The following is a 14,912-nucleotide window of genomic DNA, read 5'->3' as shown; positions in this document are numbered from 1 at the left end:
ACGTTTGAGCTTACGAGTTCAGATATGGATTGGCACGAATCCGTTCACGGGCGAGGTTGACAAAGGCCCGGACTTTAGCTGAAACAGAGCGGCCTTCGGGATGGACAATGTGAATGGGCAGGGGGTCTGGCTCATACTCACTCAAAACCGTCTGTAATCCTCCCGATCCCAATTCCGGTCCGATTTGATATGAGAGTACTCGGGTGAGGCCCCATCCGGACTTGGCAGCGGCAATCGCCGCCGGCACAGAATTTACCTGAAATCTCGGCTGGACCTTTACCGTAATGTTATTTTTAAAGCGCCAATCGTTCAAAGGAGAGACGGCATGAGCCGAAACAATCTGATGACGGGAAAGATCAGAGGGACTTTGCGGTAGCCCATGTTTTTCGAAGTAGGATGGACAGGCACAGATTACGCGGCGTACTGATCCGACACGAACTGCAATCTGACTTGAGTCAGAGAGGTGGCCAATGCGTATCGCAATATCGAACCCTTCTTCGACAATATTTGCAACCCGATCAAGGAACGTGGCCTCTATGCTTGCTTTGGGATACTGATCTAGAAATTCCGTCAGCAAGGGTAAAATATAGTGCTGCCCGAACAGAATTGGTGCGGTAATGCGTAAGCGTCCTTTCGGTTCGCGATGTGTGCCTCGGACGGAATCCTTCGCATCCTGAAAGTCGTGGAGAATGCGCTGAGCGTCTTCAAGAAAGGAACGGCCTGGATCGGTCAGTGATACAGCCCGCGTTGTGCGATGAAACAAAAGGACGCCGAGTTCATCTTCAAGCTCTCCGAGTATGCGCGTGACTGAAGGGGCGCTAATACCCAGATTGCGGGCGGCGCTGGAAAAGCCCCCGGCCTCCGCGATTGCGATGAAGATTTCCATGGCGCGTACTTGGTCCAACAGGGTCCTCCAATTATTTCATTTTACGAAATAAATATTTTTATTTTTGCATAATTGTTTTGGAAATATCAGTCAACCATATTCCAGAACACACAAGGACCGTTATTCACAAAATGCTTAAGGAAAGGAAAGTAAAATGTCTAATATACCAACTCCCGCAACGATCGAAGATGCACCGCAGGGTTCACAAGAACTGCTGAAAGCAGTCAAAAAGCAGCTGGGAAGTGTTCCGAACCTGTTCCGTATTGTTTCAAACAGTCCGGCAGCGCTCGGTGGGTATCTTGGTCTCAATGGTGCCCTTGCGCAAGGTAAGCTCAACCCCGCAACACGCGAGCGGATTGCTCTTGCGGTAGCTGAATTCAATGGGTGTGACTATTGCCTTGCCGCTCATAGTTATCTTGGTGAAAAAGTTGCAAAACTCAGTGCTGCTGAAATTCTTGCGAACCGAAAGGGAAGTTCAACAGATGCCAAAGCAGACGCGGCAGTCCGTTTTGCGTTAGAGACTGTCCGTACACGCGGTCAGGTGAATGCAGCGGCAATCGCCAAGGTTAAGGCCGCCGGCTACAGTGATGCGGAAATCGTGGAAATTATCGCGCATGTTGCCCTTAACACCCTGACTAATTATATGAATTCCGTTCTTGGGACAGAGGTTGATTTCCCAGTAGCGGAAAGTCTCGCAGCCTGACAATCGAACCAAGAGGCTCAGGATATAAGCTTGGGCCTCTTTTCATCCCCTAAGGAGAATTGACATGCGCCCCCCGGTTCCCCCTTTTAACCGTGAAACTGCTTTGGAAAAAGTCCGGATGGCAGAAAATAGCTGGAACAGCCGTAACCCTGAGAAAGTGTCTTTAGCCTATACAGAAGACAGTGAATGGCGCAATCGTGATATGTTTGTTACCGGTCGTGCGGAAATCGTTGAATTTCTTACGCAGAAATGGAGGATGGAAAAAGAGTACCGCCTTATCAAGCAACTATTTGCTTTTCACGAAAACAGGATTGCCGTTCGATATGCCTATGAGTTTTGTAATGAAACAGGTCAGTGGTTTCGGGCCTATGGCAACGAGAATTGGGAGTTTGATGATAACGGGTTAATGTCCCGCCGTTACGCGAGCATCAATGATTTGAAAATTTCGGAAAAGGATCGATTGTTTCATTGGCCGCAAGGCACGCGCCTTGCTGACCATCCGGCGCTTGGCGATTTGAATTTATAAGGGAGATGTCCGATGTCCAACTTTGTTTCTGATATTGCCTTCACGCCAGCGGTTAAGATGGTTCAGGCTCGCAAGGGATCCCGGGACACCTATGCGCGCGCAGAAATGAAGGGAATGATGAAGCGCGAAATCACCGATGATCTGGCTGATTTCATCGCCCGTCAGAGAAGTGGATTTCTGGCCAGTGTTTCAAGCGAGGGCGCGCCCTATATTCAGCATCGGGGAGGACCTCCTGGCTTTATAAAGATACTTGGCCCAACGACACTTGGTTTTGTGGATTTCAAGGGAAACAGGCAGTATATTTCGCAGGGTAACTACAGTGAAAATCCGAAAGCTCACCTGTTTCTGATTGATTATATGTATCGGCGGCGGGCCAAGTTCTGGGGTGAAGTCACGGTTATTGAAGGCGACCTGGAACTGCAGAGAAAACTAATGCCGACTAACTATAACGGCCACCCTGAGCAAGTCATACAGTTCGAGATTTCCGCATGGGACCTTAATTGTCCACAGCATATTCCGCAACGGTTTGAAGCGGAAGATGTTGAACGGGCGCTGGGCGAACGAGACAGTCACATCGCCAAGCTGGAGGCTGAAATCGCGGCGTTACGTGGGACGGCTGATTAAATCCGGGTTACATTGAGTTGGGTTGTCCCGCGATTACGACGAGAGAAAGCGGCCTCTATATTGAAACTTCTTCGAAATCTAGTACTGCAAAAAGTATGTTGATCCGCTTATCATCATCGGATAGAGGTAGGATAACTCGTTCAATATTCTGAGTATACTTGTTTAATTTTCGGAACATATGATCCGAAAAAAGCGGCCTTTTCATAGAAGCTGCGGTTTGATAGTCCTCTAAAATTTTATTTCTTGCCTCGCCGAAATCAACCTCATCCAGATACATACCTGTGTAGTCCCCGCCAAACATTTCGACTACTCTTGTTCCAACAAGGCGTACCTTTAACCGTGACGTCGGTTCCTCAACATCTATGAGGATTATATGCGGTAATATTTTAGGCATCTCCAAGGGGTCGAAATTTGACCGGGACGGGATACTTCTTCCCTCTCTTTTGGATTCCCAAAGCTGATATGCTTTCTGAAGCATTTCGGACTTAACGTCCTCAATCTTTTTCTCGTCAACCATCATCATTTAGCAATTAGCCGATTTGTGTATACTAGTTAATTATGAGGGGAGTGTACGATCAAATTATAAATAGTTCGGTAATAATAGAACGGTCAATATTACAAATTTCTTAATATAATAAAACAAAAAACACTCAAAAAGTAACCTAAAGTTTAAATACAAATAAATATTTCTCTAATTAAATGCATTTTTTGAATTTCTTCCATTTATATTGATACAAGCTAATGACGCATATATTTTTTTGATAGGTCTGATGACAACGTGACTTTTGATGTGTGCAGGGCGCCGGCATTTGAGGGTGATCGCGAGGCCCTGCACGTTGTTTTAGCTAGGCATTGTCGAAAACTTCGCCAACCCCCTCTGACATGGCGCCGACGATGGTGTCTGCTTCCGTTTTAGTCAAGCAAAGTGGCGGCGCGAAACCGAGGATATCCCCTTGAGGCATTGCGCGCGCGATAACGCCTCGTTTCAGAAGAGCCGCAGCCACCTTTGCGCCTGTCAGCTGGGATGGATCAAGGAATGTTCGTGTTTCTTTGTCCTGGATAAGTTCAACCGCCAGCATCAGGCCCTCTCCGCGCACGTCTCCTACATTTGGATGATCGCCGAGGGCATCGGACATGGCTTTCTTGAAGTAAGGGCCAACGTCACCCGCGTTGGCAACAAGCCCCATGCTGTCGATAAGTTTCAGATTGGCAACGCCTGCGGCCGCGCAAACGGGATGAGCCGAATAGGTCCAGCCATGGCCGATCGCGCCGAATTCATCCGTTCCCTGCTCAAGCACCTTCCAGACCTTCTTCGAAACAATGGAAGCCGACAGCGGTGCATAGGCGGACGTGAGGCCTTTGGCTGACGTGATGATATCCGCTTCAATGCCGTAATGGTCAGAACCGAACATGGAGCCAAGGCGTCCAAACCCGGTGACAACTTCATCTGCGATGAGCAAAATGTCGTATTTTTTGAGAACCGCCTGAATGGCCTCCCAGTACCCGGCCGGAGGAGGAACAAGTCCACCCGTTCCAAGCACAGGTTCTCCGATAAAGGCGGCGACGGTGTCGGGGCCTTCTTTCTGGATAAGAGCATCCAGATTATCCGCGCATTGGCGGGAAAATTCTTCTTCGCTGAGACTCACATCTTCGCGGCGATAGTAATAGGGCGCATCCGTGTGGATAACCTGCGTCAGCGGTAAATCGAATTTCTTGTGGAATAGCTCCAGCCCAGTCAGGGAACCGGTCATTAGACCTGAGCCATGATAACCGCGCCAGCGGGAAATTATTTTTTTCTTTTCAGGACGGCCAAGGACATTGTTGTAATACCAGACCAGCTTGATGTTCGTCTCATTGGCATCAGAGCCGGAAAGGCCGTAATAGACCTTGCTCATATTGTCCGGTGCCCGGTCAATGATCATTTTTGACAGAGTGATCGAGGCTTCCGTGCCATGCCCGACATAGGAGTGGTAATAGGCAAGTTCTTTCGCCTGTGCCGCGATGGCATCGGCAATTTCGGTGCGGCCATAGCCGACATTGACGCAATAGAGGCCAGCAAAAGCATCAAGGAGGCGGGTGCCATCCCGATCTTCAATATGAACGCCAGATCCACCTGTTATGATACGGTTGGACATTTCGCCACGGGCGAATTGCGCAAGATGCGTTGAGGGATGAAAGAAGTTTTCGCGGTCCCATTGGCTGAGTTGATCATTTGTAAGCATTATACTCTCCTGATTAAAAGTGACTGGATTAAGCCCAGTCCCGACAGACATATTTGATATTTGAAAACGCCTCGATCCCGTGACGGGAACCTTCGCGCCCGAGCCCAGACTGCTTCATCCCGCCGAAGGGGATGGGGGCGCCCGTGACTTTCGTGCGATTGACGCCGATCATCCCAAATTGCAGCGCCCGGCTCAGGCGATAGATACGGGACGGATCCTTTGTATGGACATAGGCCATCAGCCCGTACTCGGTATCGTTTGCGCGGTGAATGACCTCGTCTTCGGAATCGAAAGGCGCGATGGCCGCGACCGGTCCGAATGTTTCGTCATGCATAATTTTGGTGGACGTCGGCACGTCCTTCAAAACGGTCGGTTCGTAAAACAACGGTCCTAGTGCATGGCTCTTTCCGCCGGTCAGAAGGTGTGCGCCTTTTTCCAGGGCATCTTCAACATGTTCTTTCTGTTTGGCGACGGCATTTTTATTCATGAGAGGGCCGATATCTCGATCATCCAGTCCGCGACCAATTGTTAAAGCGGCTGCCTTTTTTGCGAACTTCTGGCAGAAATCGTCATAGACGGATCGCTCCACAAAAAAGCGATTGGCACCCAGGCAATCCTGACCGGACGTAGCGAACTTGGCACCGATACCTTCTTCAACGGCTTTATCAATATCCGCATCTGCAAATACGATAAAGGGCGCATGGCCGCCAAGCTCAAGACTCAGGCGCTTGATGGTCGGGGCGGACTGCGCATAGAGCAGTCGCCCGATTTCTGTTGATCCGGTGAAGGAAAGAGCTCTAACGCGGACATCTTTTGTCCATTCCCCGACAATGTCAGCAGGCTCGCCGGTGATGACATTAAAAACACCGGCGGGAAAGCTTGCGCGCTCCGCCAATTCCGCAAGGGCAAGCGCGGAAAAAGGTGTTTCCTTAGACGGATGCACGATAACCGGGCAACCGACCGCGAGAGCCGCCGCCGCTTTCCGGGTAATCATTGCATTCGGGAAATTCCACGGCGTCACGAGGGCCGCAACACCGACCGGTTCCAGCCAGACTTCAACCTCTGCATTATGGAGATGTGACGTTACGCCAAGAATATCAGTACGTTTGGCCTCTTCGGCAAAGAACTCGATAAAGGAAAGTCCGTAGTCGATTTCGCCTCGGCATTCCGATATCGGCTTACCTTGTTCCAGCGTCATAATCAGTGCCAAATCTTCTTGGGCGTCCTTAATCAACTGAAACCAGCTTTTTAGGATAGAAGCTCTTTCCTGAGGGAGAAGGGAAGCCCAATCCGCAAATGCCTTGTGAGCTGCCGTAACCGCCGCCGCGCTTTCCTCTTTGCTGAGTGAAGGGACATTTCCCATCCAGGCACCATCTGCCGGATTGGTAACCTCAACAATCTGACCGGACGTTGCAGACTGCCACTCACCACCACAATAGGCGAACTCCTTGAATAGCCTTGGATCTTTAAGCAGATCCAGCTCCGGTATCCGGGATAGATTTTTCTTTTCTTCACGCATCTCTAGTCTCCGCCAAAAACTCTAAAGGAAGTATAGGAGAGTTCGGTCAGAGAGTGCGTTTACAGTAGGAGTAGAATTTAGTGAAGAATTCGCTGAAACTCGACTAAAGGAGAGAATTTATCGGATCATTCCATTTACATTCAGAATTGCCCGACGAAGCTTAGCGGAAGGCGGAGGAGGGGATCTGGTCTGTATTTTTTACAGGTTTGGTCACCACATATGTATAGTAGCGCCGCAAACCGATATCCGCCGCCAGCATCTCATCGACTTTCCTCTGGTAGGCGTCAACCCCTTTGCAGACGAGTTTCAGGAAATAGTCTACGCCACCGCCGACGGCCCAGCATTCTGTGATTTCGTCAATTGCACCAACTGCGTTTTCAAAGCGTTCAAAATCTTCGGCGCGATGACTTCCAAGTTCTACCTGCATGAAAACTATCGCAGGGGATCCGAGGCTGGCGAGTGATAATCGCGCTCCATAACCCTCAATAACACCGGCCTCCTCCAGCCGTTTTAATCGTTCCCAGCACGCTGTCGGAGAAAGATGTACTCTCTCCGCAAGCTGGTTTTTGGGGATGCGGCCATCCTGCTGCAGAACAGCTAGGATTTTGAGGTCACGATCGTCAAGTTTGATCATATTTTAGATATACCGGTTCTATGTCTTAACGGCAACGACGCCCACAATATCCCCCATACCAATCAGGCCAGGAAAGTGACGCGCTGCAAAGATACCGTTCAACGGACTGACATATTCCGCAGGATCGCTGCCCGTTCGGTCTATATCATATACGCGAGCTAATACCTGCCCTACCGATACGGCTTCGCCCAGCTCCACACAGAGTTCAAGCAGGCCAGTAGATTCACTGGAAATGAAGCATTGATGATCCGGCATATGGAGTTCGATTGTTTCCTCAATCTCTAGTTCCTCTTTCAGAACCCCGGCATGCCGAAGAAGGTTTTTAACGCCTTTTTTGGCGATGGCAACACTTTCCGCCGTGGTGGAGCCGCCGCCGCCAAGTTCCGTAGAAATGAAAATTTTTCCCATTTCTTCAGCGGCACTATCGTACATGCCGATTGCATCAACTTCGAGAAGCATCATTGAGAAAGGTGCGTTGAAAGCCCGCATGGCCGCGACACATTTTTCCTGCTGAACCTTGTCCTCCAGAATATGGGCCGCACAGAAAGGCACGAAGTTGAGTGTTTTACCGCCCGAATGAATATCCAGCACATAATCGGCAAGCGGTAACAGGAAGCGCTGGAAATAATCTGCAATTTTCTCGGTAACCGTGCCAGCGGGATTTCCCGGAAACACCCGGTTCATATTCCCTTTGTCAATCGGCGACGTTCGGCTTGCCCCCCGGAATGCCGGATAGTTCATGCCCGGCACCATAATAACGCGACCAATGATATCCTCAGATTTTATTGTTCTGGCAAGATCGAACAGTGCAACCGGACCTTCATATTCATCTCCGTGATTTCCGCCGGTGAGCAGAACAGTAGGTCCGTCACCGTTTCGGGCAACCGTAATGGGAATCATGATTGACCCCCAGGCAGATCCGTCATGGGAATAGGGCAGCTTCAGAAAGCCATGTTGGACACCATCCTCTTCATAGTTGACAGTAGCGGAAATAGGGCTGGCTCTCATAGGCTTAATCCTTGACCATGAGTTCGCGGGGCACAGATGCAAGAAAATCAGGTGCGCCCTCGGTAATGATAATGCTTTCTGTCGTTTCCATGCCCCAATCATCCATCCATAGACCAGTCATAAAATGAAAGGTCATGCCGGGTTCAAGAACCGTTTTGTCACCAAGGCGTAAACTCATCGTCCGTTCGCCCCAATCCGGTGGATAGCTCAAGCCAATGGGATAACCGGTTCGATTGTCTTTATGAATGCCGTATTTTTTCAAGATCGCAAAGAAAGCGTTTGCGATATCTTCACATGTGTTGCCGGCCTGCGCTTTTTCCAGTCCGGCTTCCATGCCTTCCTGAACCGCTTTATCCGCATCAATAAATGTTTGCGATGGTTTTCCAAGGAATATGGTTCTGGATAGAGGCGCATGATAGCGCCGATAACAACCTGCAATCTCGAAGAATGTTCCTTGGCCCGATTTCATGGGCTTGTCGTCCCATGTGAGGTGCGGCGCTGCGGCATCCGCGCCGGAGGGGAGGAGGGGCACAATTGCCGGATAATCTCCGCCGAAACCATCCGCTCCGCGAATGCCGGTGTCATAAATCTCCGCCACTAGTTCGTTTTTTGGAAGGCCAGGTTCAATTTTCTCGAATATGCGCTTGTGCATTTCCTCGACGATCCGGCCCGCCCGCCGCATATAGATCAATTCCTGCTCCGACTTTACCGCGCGGCACCAATTTACCAATGCAGTAGCGTTCTTGAACTCGGCATTGGGAAGATGATTGACGAGCGACATATAGGCGGCTGCAGAAAAATAATAGTTGTCCATTTCGACGCCGATAACGGCATTTCCAAAACCGCGATCAGTCAAAACGATGCTCAGGTAATCCATGGGATGGCGTTCAGTGGATTGAACATAATTATCCGCATAAAAGAGAATATTGTCCTCACTCAGGAAAGTAGTCCGCAAGGCACCGTTCGCGTCTTGTTTGCGGCCGAACCAAAGTGGATTGCCGTCCATTGGCAGAATAACGCATTGATGAACATAAAAAGACCAGCCGTCATACCCCGTAAGCCAAGCCATGTTGGACGGATCAGTAACGATAAGGAGGTCAATGCCATTCTTGGCCATTGAGATTCGTGCTTTTGCAATGCGCTGCTGATACTCTAAAAGAGAGAAGGGTAGATCAAGTCCAGACATAGTTTTCTCCAAACCTGCTAGCTGTTGAAAATGGTGCCGATGTTTGCGTCTTGCGCGAGCTCTCGGGCAAGGGTGGCAATTGCGGTATCCTGAACGCCTGTACCCGTCAGGTCGCAAATCGTGATGCTTTCATCCGACGGGCGGCCACTATGGTGGCCAGCAATAATATTGCCGAGTTCCGGGAAATCAGTGGCTTCGTCTACATATCCGGCGGCGATGGCCGCGCGCAGTTCTCCCTGCATGCGGCATTGGGCAAGATTGTCGCAGACATATAGATTGGCCACAGGGATAACGTCTGGCGCGAGTTCTGTTTTGTAATCGGCATCCGCACCCATAGCGGTTATATGCTGACCGGGGTGAAGCTGTGTTGCTGAAATCAGGGCTGTTTGTGACGGCGTTGTCGTCACCACGATATCGCTCTGTTCCATCAGGTAATCAATGGTTTCGGCAACTTCGATTTTGATACCGAGTTCATTTTGGCAATCTTCGACATATTGTTGTGCCTTCACGCCATTCCGGCCCCAGACAATAGCTTTCTTGATGTTGCGAACTAGGGAGAGAGCTTTGAGCTGTAGTTTTGCCTGCGTCCCGGTGCCGATGATTCCAGCGACATTCGCATCCTCACGGGAAAGCCATTTCGCGGCGATAGCGCCGGCGGCAGCAGTTCGGACATCTGTCAGATATCCATTGTCCAGTAGAACCCCCTCGACAATGCCTGTTTTGGAAGAAAAGAGGACTATCAATCCGTTGAGGCTGGGCAAGCCTAGTTTGGGATTATCAAAAAATCCGGGGCTCATTTTTATTGCGAAGGAGTCAATTCCCGGCACATAAGCCGTCTTGACGTCCACTTCTCCATTATGATCCGGGACATGAAAGCTGAGGATCGGCGGCATTACCACATCCTTTGTTGCGAGAAGACGGAATGCATTTTCGATGCAGTTCACGGCAGCTTTGTCCAGCGAAACGACCTGCCTGAGTTCTTTTTCGCTCATGATGGTAATTTCAGGCATGTCGGGTTTCCGCTTTTAATTGTTCCCGACTGATGTCGACATTCTCTCCGTCGATAAGTCGTTTATGCAGTTTCATGTCGATGTTGCATCCGCTGATGAGACTAACGCAGGTGCCAGGGGTCTCAATTTTTCCGGAAAGTAAGGCTGCAATGCCGACGCTGCCCGATCCTTCAATCACCAGCTTTTCCTGCCAATAGGCATGGCGGATAGCCTCGGCAATCTCGGTCTCGGTCACCAGCACAATTTCATCAACAAGTTCCTTCACCATCCGGAATGTGTAAAGATTGTTGAGACCTATTCCGCCGCCCAGTGAATCTGCAAGAGTGGGGAATTCTTCTACCAGAATGGGTTTGCCAGCCTGTTGACTTTCATACATGGCGGCGCCCCGATCCATAGAGACACCGATGATCCTGATTGTCGGGTTCTTGGTTTTCATGGCAAGGGCAATGCCAGAAATCAGGCCGCCACCGGACAAGGGAACCAGTACGGTTTCAATGTCCTTCACCTGTGCCAGAACCTCAAGACCAAGTGTTCCTTGCCCTGCAATAATATCTTGATGATCAAAGGGCGGCAGCATGGTCATCCCTTCTTCATTGACAAGCCGATCCACCTCTACCTGCGCATCGTCTTGGGAGCGTCCAATAATGCGGACCTCCGCGCCATGCGAGCGAATGCCGTCTACTTTGTTCTGCGGCACGAGTTCAGACATGCAGATGATACAGTGCACGCCAGCATTATGCGCAGCATAGGCAAGGCCGCGTCCGTGGTTCCCGGTTGAGACACCGACAACGCCATTTGCTTTCTGATCCTCAGTCAAGGACAGCACAGCATTCGTTGCACCGCGTAACTTGAAGCTTCCCGTAATCTGGAGTTGCTCCAGCTTTAGATATATATCTCCACCAGTCTGCTCCGACAGGGAAGGTGAGAGCACAATCGGTGTCTGCCGGATAAAGGGAGCTATCCTGAGGTGCGCCCTGTCAATAGCAGACAAACTCACTGAACCTATCTTGCGCCCCTTCATGCTGGGCAACTCGAATTTGAAACAGCCAGCCATAAACAGGAATATTGAATTGAAGATTTCATTTAATTTTATCCCACCTGAAAAATATGATGAGGTCGACAGTACAATTCGGACGAGACGTCTCTAAACTACCATCACCGGACAATTTGCGAGGCTTGTTACCTTGTGGGAGACACTTCCGAGCAGGAAGCCTTCCAAATCACCATGTCCCCGGCTACCCAGAATGATTAGTTCGACATCTTTGTCTTTTGAAAAATTGACAATTGTCCGGGCGGGCGGGCCGTTTTTCACGAAAGCCCGGACCGATTTGGCTCCCATATCCAATGCTTCTTTTTTTGCATTCTCCGCCACATCGGATGCATGCTTTCGCAGAATATCATCCATGACTTCGGGTTCTTCCGAGCGGACCATCGATATAGATGTTTCCAGGAGGCTGTGATGTCTGAAAACAGTTAGAATAAGCAGCTCACAGTCAAACGACTCTTGCATTTTGACGGCCGTTTTCAAGGCCTTCAGAGAGGGCTCTGAACCATCCATCGGGATCAGGATTTTTTTAAACATATGTTATCTCCTGCCCATCAACGGAACGCCAGATCGCGGGCAAACAGGGCAATCTGCGGGAAAAATATTAGAGCGACCGATACAGCGGCAAGAATGACCGTAAAGGGAAATATGCCCCTTACAACATCTGCATACGGCCTTTTAAAGACGGCAATTGCCGTGAAAATATCACATCCAAAGGGCGGCGTTGCAGAGCCAATGGCAACCTGCAGCGTGATAATCGTTCCCACCAGAACCGGGTCCAACGCTACAGCTTCGACCACGGGTGCAAAAATGGGTACGAGAACGAGGATCACAACGATTGGGTCAACGAACATACAGCCGATGAAGAAGGAAACAGAGATGACACCCAAAACCCCTTTCGGGCCCATATCGGTGATACCAATCGCCCCCAGAATTTCCTGAGGAATTTGGGCGAATGAGATTACCCAAGAAAAGGCTGCGCCGGCACCTACCAGAATAAAGACGACGGCGGTAATCAGTCCGGTGGATTTAGCAATCTGGTAAATATCTTTTATTTTCAGGGACTTGAAAATAATAATCTCCAGAATCAAGGCATAGAATACACAGGCTGCCGCCGCTTCGGTCGGGCTGAAAATGCCACCATAAATACCGCCAATAATTATGACTGGGAAGCCGAGTGGCCAGATAGCTCTTCGGGCGGCGCCTAATCGTTCTGACCAGGTTGCTTTTGGCTCTGTTGGCACTTTGTTAATGGTTGCATAGATCATGCTGTAGGCGGAAAAGAGGATCATCAAAAGAAGGCCGGGGCCTACACCGGCGATGAATAACTCTGAAATGGACGTGCTGGAAATTACGCCATAGATAATCATGCCGATACTGGGCGGAATAAGGAAGGCGATATCACTGGCATTGATGATCAGGGCGAGGATAAATGAATCCTTGTATCCCGCCTTCAACATACGTGGGCGCAATGGCGACCCGACAGCAACAACAGTGGCCTGCGTCGAGCCGGATACCGCACCGAAAAGGGTGCAAGCCGCGGCCGTGCTGACGGCAAGTCCGCCCCGGACATGGCCGATAAACTTCATCACCATGTCAATAAGACGGTTTGCAGATTGGCCCCGGGTCATGATTTCCGCGGCCAGAATGAACATCGGGACTGCTATTAGAGATGCCGGGCGTATGCCCGCGAGCATCTGTTGGACCATGAAGTCCATTTTTGAAAAGCCATTAAAAAGCTCATAAAATCCATAAAAAGCGCCGAGCAGAAGCGGGATCATCATGGGCAGGCCCGCGAGCAACAGGACGATCATGATAGCTGTTATTTTGATTGCCATCCGATCCTCCTAAACTTCGATCTCGTCGTCGTCATACCCTTCCAGCATGCTGGTGGAGAGGTAGACGTCTTTTTCGAGAATATTTTTGACCGTTGTGAGTGCATACTGGATTCCGGTGACTGCGAAACCGACTGGAACCCAAAGAAAAATCAGATAAACTGGTATCTGAAGAGCTGGCAGGACGCGTCCGGAGTTCGCAACTTTCGTGATATAGCCGATTGAAAAATAGCACAGGGCAAACATCGTCAACGCGGTGATTATGGTAATGAGGATCATCATGACTTTGCGCGTTCGAATGGGCAGCGCATCATAAATGGCAGACATTCTGATATGGCGCCCGTGCCGCGCAGCATAACCAATGCCTGCAAAGGTGATCATGATAATAAGAATTCTGTTTACCTCTTCGGTGAAGAAGAAGCTGTATTGGAAGATGAAGCGGCCAATGACATTTCCCACTGTATTCAGGCCCATCAATAATACGCCGGCTGCGAGGATGACGGCCTCCACACGACCAATCAACGTATCGATCTGACCCAAAAAACCGGGTAGCATTGATTTGTGATCTTTATCTGTCACGAGGCTTCCCCTGTATCGTCCAATCCCAAAATTCTAGAGATAAAAATACCGGGCAATTTTCTTTGGATCGCCCGGTATTTTTGGATGTGCTGCTCTACTTAGTGGCGGCGAGGTCTGCTTTGAACTGTTTAAGGATTGCCGTGCCGCTATCACCGGTCATTTCGATGAATTTGGCCTCCACGTCCCCTGCCGCGTCTTTAAAGCAGGAGCGTTGCTCTTCGGACAGGACGGTAACCGTCATGCTTGGCTTGGCTTCCTTGATTTTTTTCAGTTCTTCCTGAGCCAAGCCTTCCTGATACACAACGATATGTTCATATGCTGCTTTAGCGGCATCCTGAACAATTTTCTTGTCCGCATCGTCAAGACCATCAAAGAACTCCTTGTTGGCCATAACCGCAGTCGTAAAATTGCTGTGGCCTGTATAGGTGATGTAATCTGTTACTTCATACAGTTTTGTTGAGTATAGATAGAAGGTCGGGTTTTCCTGGCCCTGAATAATGTTGGTTTGCAGGCTTCCGTAGACTTCGCCCCAAGGCAGAGGCGTCGGTGTCGCGCCGAACGCTTTATAGGCTTCGACCAGAAGAGGGTTCGTCATCACGCGGAATTTAACTTCATCCAGGTCCGCACAGTTGTTGACAGGCTCTTTGGTTGTCATGGCTACTTCGCCTTCAGGGAACATTTGAAGGAGTTCAAGCCCTTGGTCCGCATAAAGACCTTTGAAGTCCTCGTTGATCGCCTTGCTTTCCCGGAAGAAGCGGGCCAAATGTTCCTGATCCGTGGGGAGCAGGTAGGGAACAAAAAAGACCTGTGCTTCGGGAATTAGCGCGCCGGTAAAACCAGGCGATTGATCAACGAATTGCAGGATGCCTGCCTGTGTTTGTTCCATCAAGTCTGCTGACTCGCCTAATGTACCATAAGGGAATAGCTGGATTTGATGATCAGAGTTTTTCTCAATCTCTTCCTTGAATTTCGTTGCATAGACTCCCTGAACCTCTGTCAGGGATTCCTCAAATGCGTATTTCCATGTATCCGCACTTGCAACGCTCAATCCCGCTGCGATTGTCGCTACTGCTGTTAAGCTGCTAATAAGGCCGCGTTTCTTCAAAGTCATTGGTATCATACCTCCTGTTTGATT

16 protein-coding genes are annotated in these 14,912 nt (G+C 49.8%); 3 read left to right on the top strand and 13 right to left on the bottom strand.

The features are described from left to right. Nucleotides 1–10: 10 nt before the first annotated feature. Nucleotides 11–904, bottom strand: a complete 894-nt coding sequence (locus AC0L73_RS06745; RefSeq protein ID WP_227949035.1) for a LysR family transcriptional regulator — start codon at nt 902–904, stop codon at nt 11–13. Between the two features lie 136 nt (nt 905–1,040). On the opposite strand from AC0L73_RS06745, the gene AC0L73_RS06740 reads away from it, so the two are divergent. The 3 genes from AC0L73_RS06740 to AC0L73_RS06730 all read left to right on the top strand — a co-directional run bounded on the left by AC0L73_RS06740 (nt 1,041) and on the right by AC0L73_RS06730 (nt 2,739). After that, nucleotides 1,041–1,589, top strand: coding sequence for a carboxymuconolactone decarboxylase family protein (locus AC0L73_RS06740; protein ID WP_227949037.1), 549 nt, complete (start codon nt 1,041–1,043; stop codon nt 1,587–1,589). A gap of 64 nt (nt 1,590–1,653) precedes the next feature. Beyond that, the gene (locus tag AC0L73_RS06735; RefSeq protein ID WP_227949039.1) at nt 1,654–2,115 is read left to right on the top strand and encodes a nuclear transport factor 2 family protein; all 462 of its coding nucleotides are present in this window, start codon (nt 1,654–1,656) and stop codon (nt 2,113–2,115) included. Nucleotides 2,116–2,127: 12 nt separating this feature from the next. Further along, nucleotides 2,128–2,739 carry a pyridoxamine 5'-phosphate oxidase family protein gene (locus AC0L73_RS06730; protein ID WP_227949042.1) on the top strand — a complete coding sequence of 204 codons (612 nt, stop codon included), beginning with the start codon at nt 2,128–2,130 and terminating at the stop codon, nt 2,737–2,739. Between the two features lie 55 nt (nt 2,740–2,794). Here the strand turns inward: AC0L73_RS06730 and AC0L73_RS06725 are convergent, their stop codons facing one another. The 12 genes from AC0L73_RS06725 to AC0L73_RS06670 form a co-directional block, all read right to left on the bottom strand. Next, nucleotides 2,795–3,262 carry a PAS domain-containing protein gene (locus tag AC0L73_RS06725; RefSeq protein WP_227949044.1) on the bottom strand — a complete coding sequence of 156 codons (468 nt, stop codon included), beginning with the start codon at nt 3,260–3,262 and terminating at the stop codon, nt 2,795–2,797. A 322-nt stretch (nt 3,263–3,584) separates the two neighbouring features. Continuing rightward, nucleotides 3,585–4,961, bottom strand: a complete 1,377-nt coding sequence (locus AC0L73_RS06720) for an aspartate aminotransferase family protein (RefSeq protein ID WP_227949046.1) — start codon at nt 4,959–4,961, stop codon at nt 3,585–3,587. 28 nt (nt 4,962–4,989) lie between these two features. Then, nucleotides 4,990–6,480, bottom strand: a complete 1,491-nt coding sequence (locus AC0L73_RS06715; protein ID WP_473655174.1) for an NAD-dependent succinate-semialdehyde dehydrogenase — start codon at nt 6,478–6,480, stop codon at nt 4,990–4,992. A 160-nt stretch (nt 6,481–6,640) separates the two neighbouring features. Continuing rightward, the gene (locus AC0L73_RS06710; RefSeq protein ID WP_473655173.1) at nt 6,641–7,114 is read right to left on the bottom strand and encodes an Lrp/AsnC family transcriptional regulator; all 474 of its coding nucleotides are present in this window, start codon (nt 7,112–7,114) and stop codon (nt 6,641–6,643) included. An 18-nt stretch (nt 7,115–7,132) separates the two neighbouring features. Next, nucleotides 7,133–8,122: a N(2)-acetyl-L-2,4-diaminobutanoate deacetylase DoeB gene (gene doeB, locus AC0L73_RS06705; protein WP_227949052.1), complete on the bottom strand. Its 990-nt coding sequence runs from the start codon at nt 8,120–8,122 to the stop codon at nt 7,133–7,135. Nucleotides 8,123–8,126: 4 nt separating this feature from the next. Further along, nucleotides 8,127–9,308, bottom strand: a complete 1,182-nt coding sequence (doeA, locus tag AC0L73_RS06700; protein WP_227949054.1) for an ectoine hydrolase DoeA — start codon at nt 9,306–9,308, stop codon at nt 8,127–8,129. A gap of 17 nt (nt 9,309–9,325) precedes the next feature. After that, nucleotides 9,326–10,318: a cyclodeaminase gene (locus AC0L73_RS06695; RefSeq protein ID WP_473655172.1), complete on the bottom strand. Its 993-nt coding sequence runs from the start codon at nt 10,316–10,318 to the stop codon at nt 9,326–9,328. Further along, nucleotides 10,311–11,339 (bottom strand): hydroxyectoine utilization dehydratase EutB, encoded by a 1,029-nt coding sequence (gene eutB, locus AC0L73_RS06690; protein ID WP_227949059.1) that lies wholly within the window; start codon nt 11,337–11,339, stop codon nt 10,311–10,313. The genes AC0L73_RS06695 and eutB overlap by 8 nt, the downstream gene beginning before the upstream one ends. Before the next feature lie 123 nt (nt 11,340–11,462). After that, a complete protein-coding gene (locus tag AC0L73_RS06685; RefSeq protein WP_227949061.1) occupies nt 11,463–11,900 on the bottom strand; it encodes a universal stress protein in 438 nt (145 codons plus the stop codon). Nucleotides 11,901–11,917: 17 nt separating this feature from the next. Further along, on the bottom strand, nt 11,918–13,201 hold the full coding sequence (locus AC0L73_RS06680; RefSeq protein WP_227949063.1) for a TRAP transporter large permease: 1,284 nt from the start codon (nt 13,199–13,201) through the stop codon (nt 11,918–11,920). A 9-nt stretch (nt 13,202–13,210) separates the two neighbouring features. Further along, nucleotides 13,211–13,753 carry a TRAP transporter small permease gene (locus AC0L73_RS06675; protein ID WP_473655421.1) on the bottom strand — a complete coding sequence of 181 codons (543 nt, stop codon included), beginning with the start codon at nt 13,751–13,753 and terminating at the stop codon, nt 13,211–13,213. 118 nt (nt 13,754–13,871) lie between these two features. Next, on the bottom strand, nt 13,872–14,888 hold the full coding sequence (locus AC0L73_RS06670; RefSeq protein WP_473655171.1) for a TRAP transporter substrate-binding protein: 1,017 nt from the start codon (nt 14,886–14,888) through the stop codon (nt 13,872–13,874). Nucleotides 14,889–14,912: the final 24 nt, after the last annotated feature.

The sequence above is a fragment of the Sneathiella sp. D3-11 genome (assembly GCF_055809395.1).
Note: the sequence above shows the minus strand (reverse complement) of the source record. Positions and strands in the feature narration are given on the sequence as shown.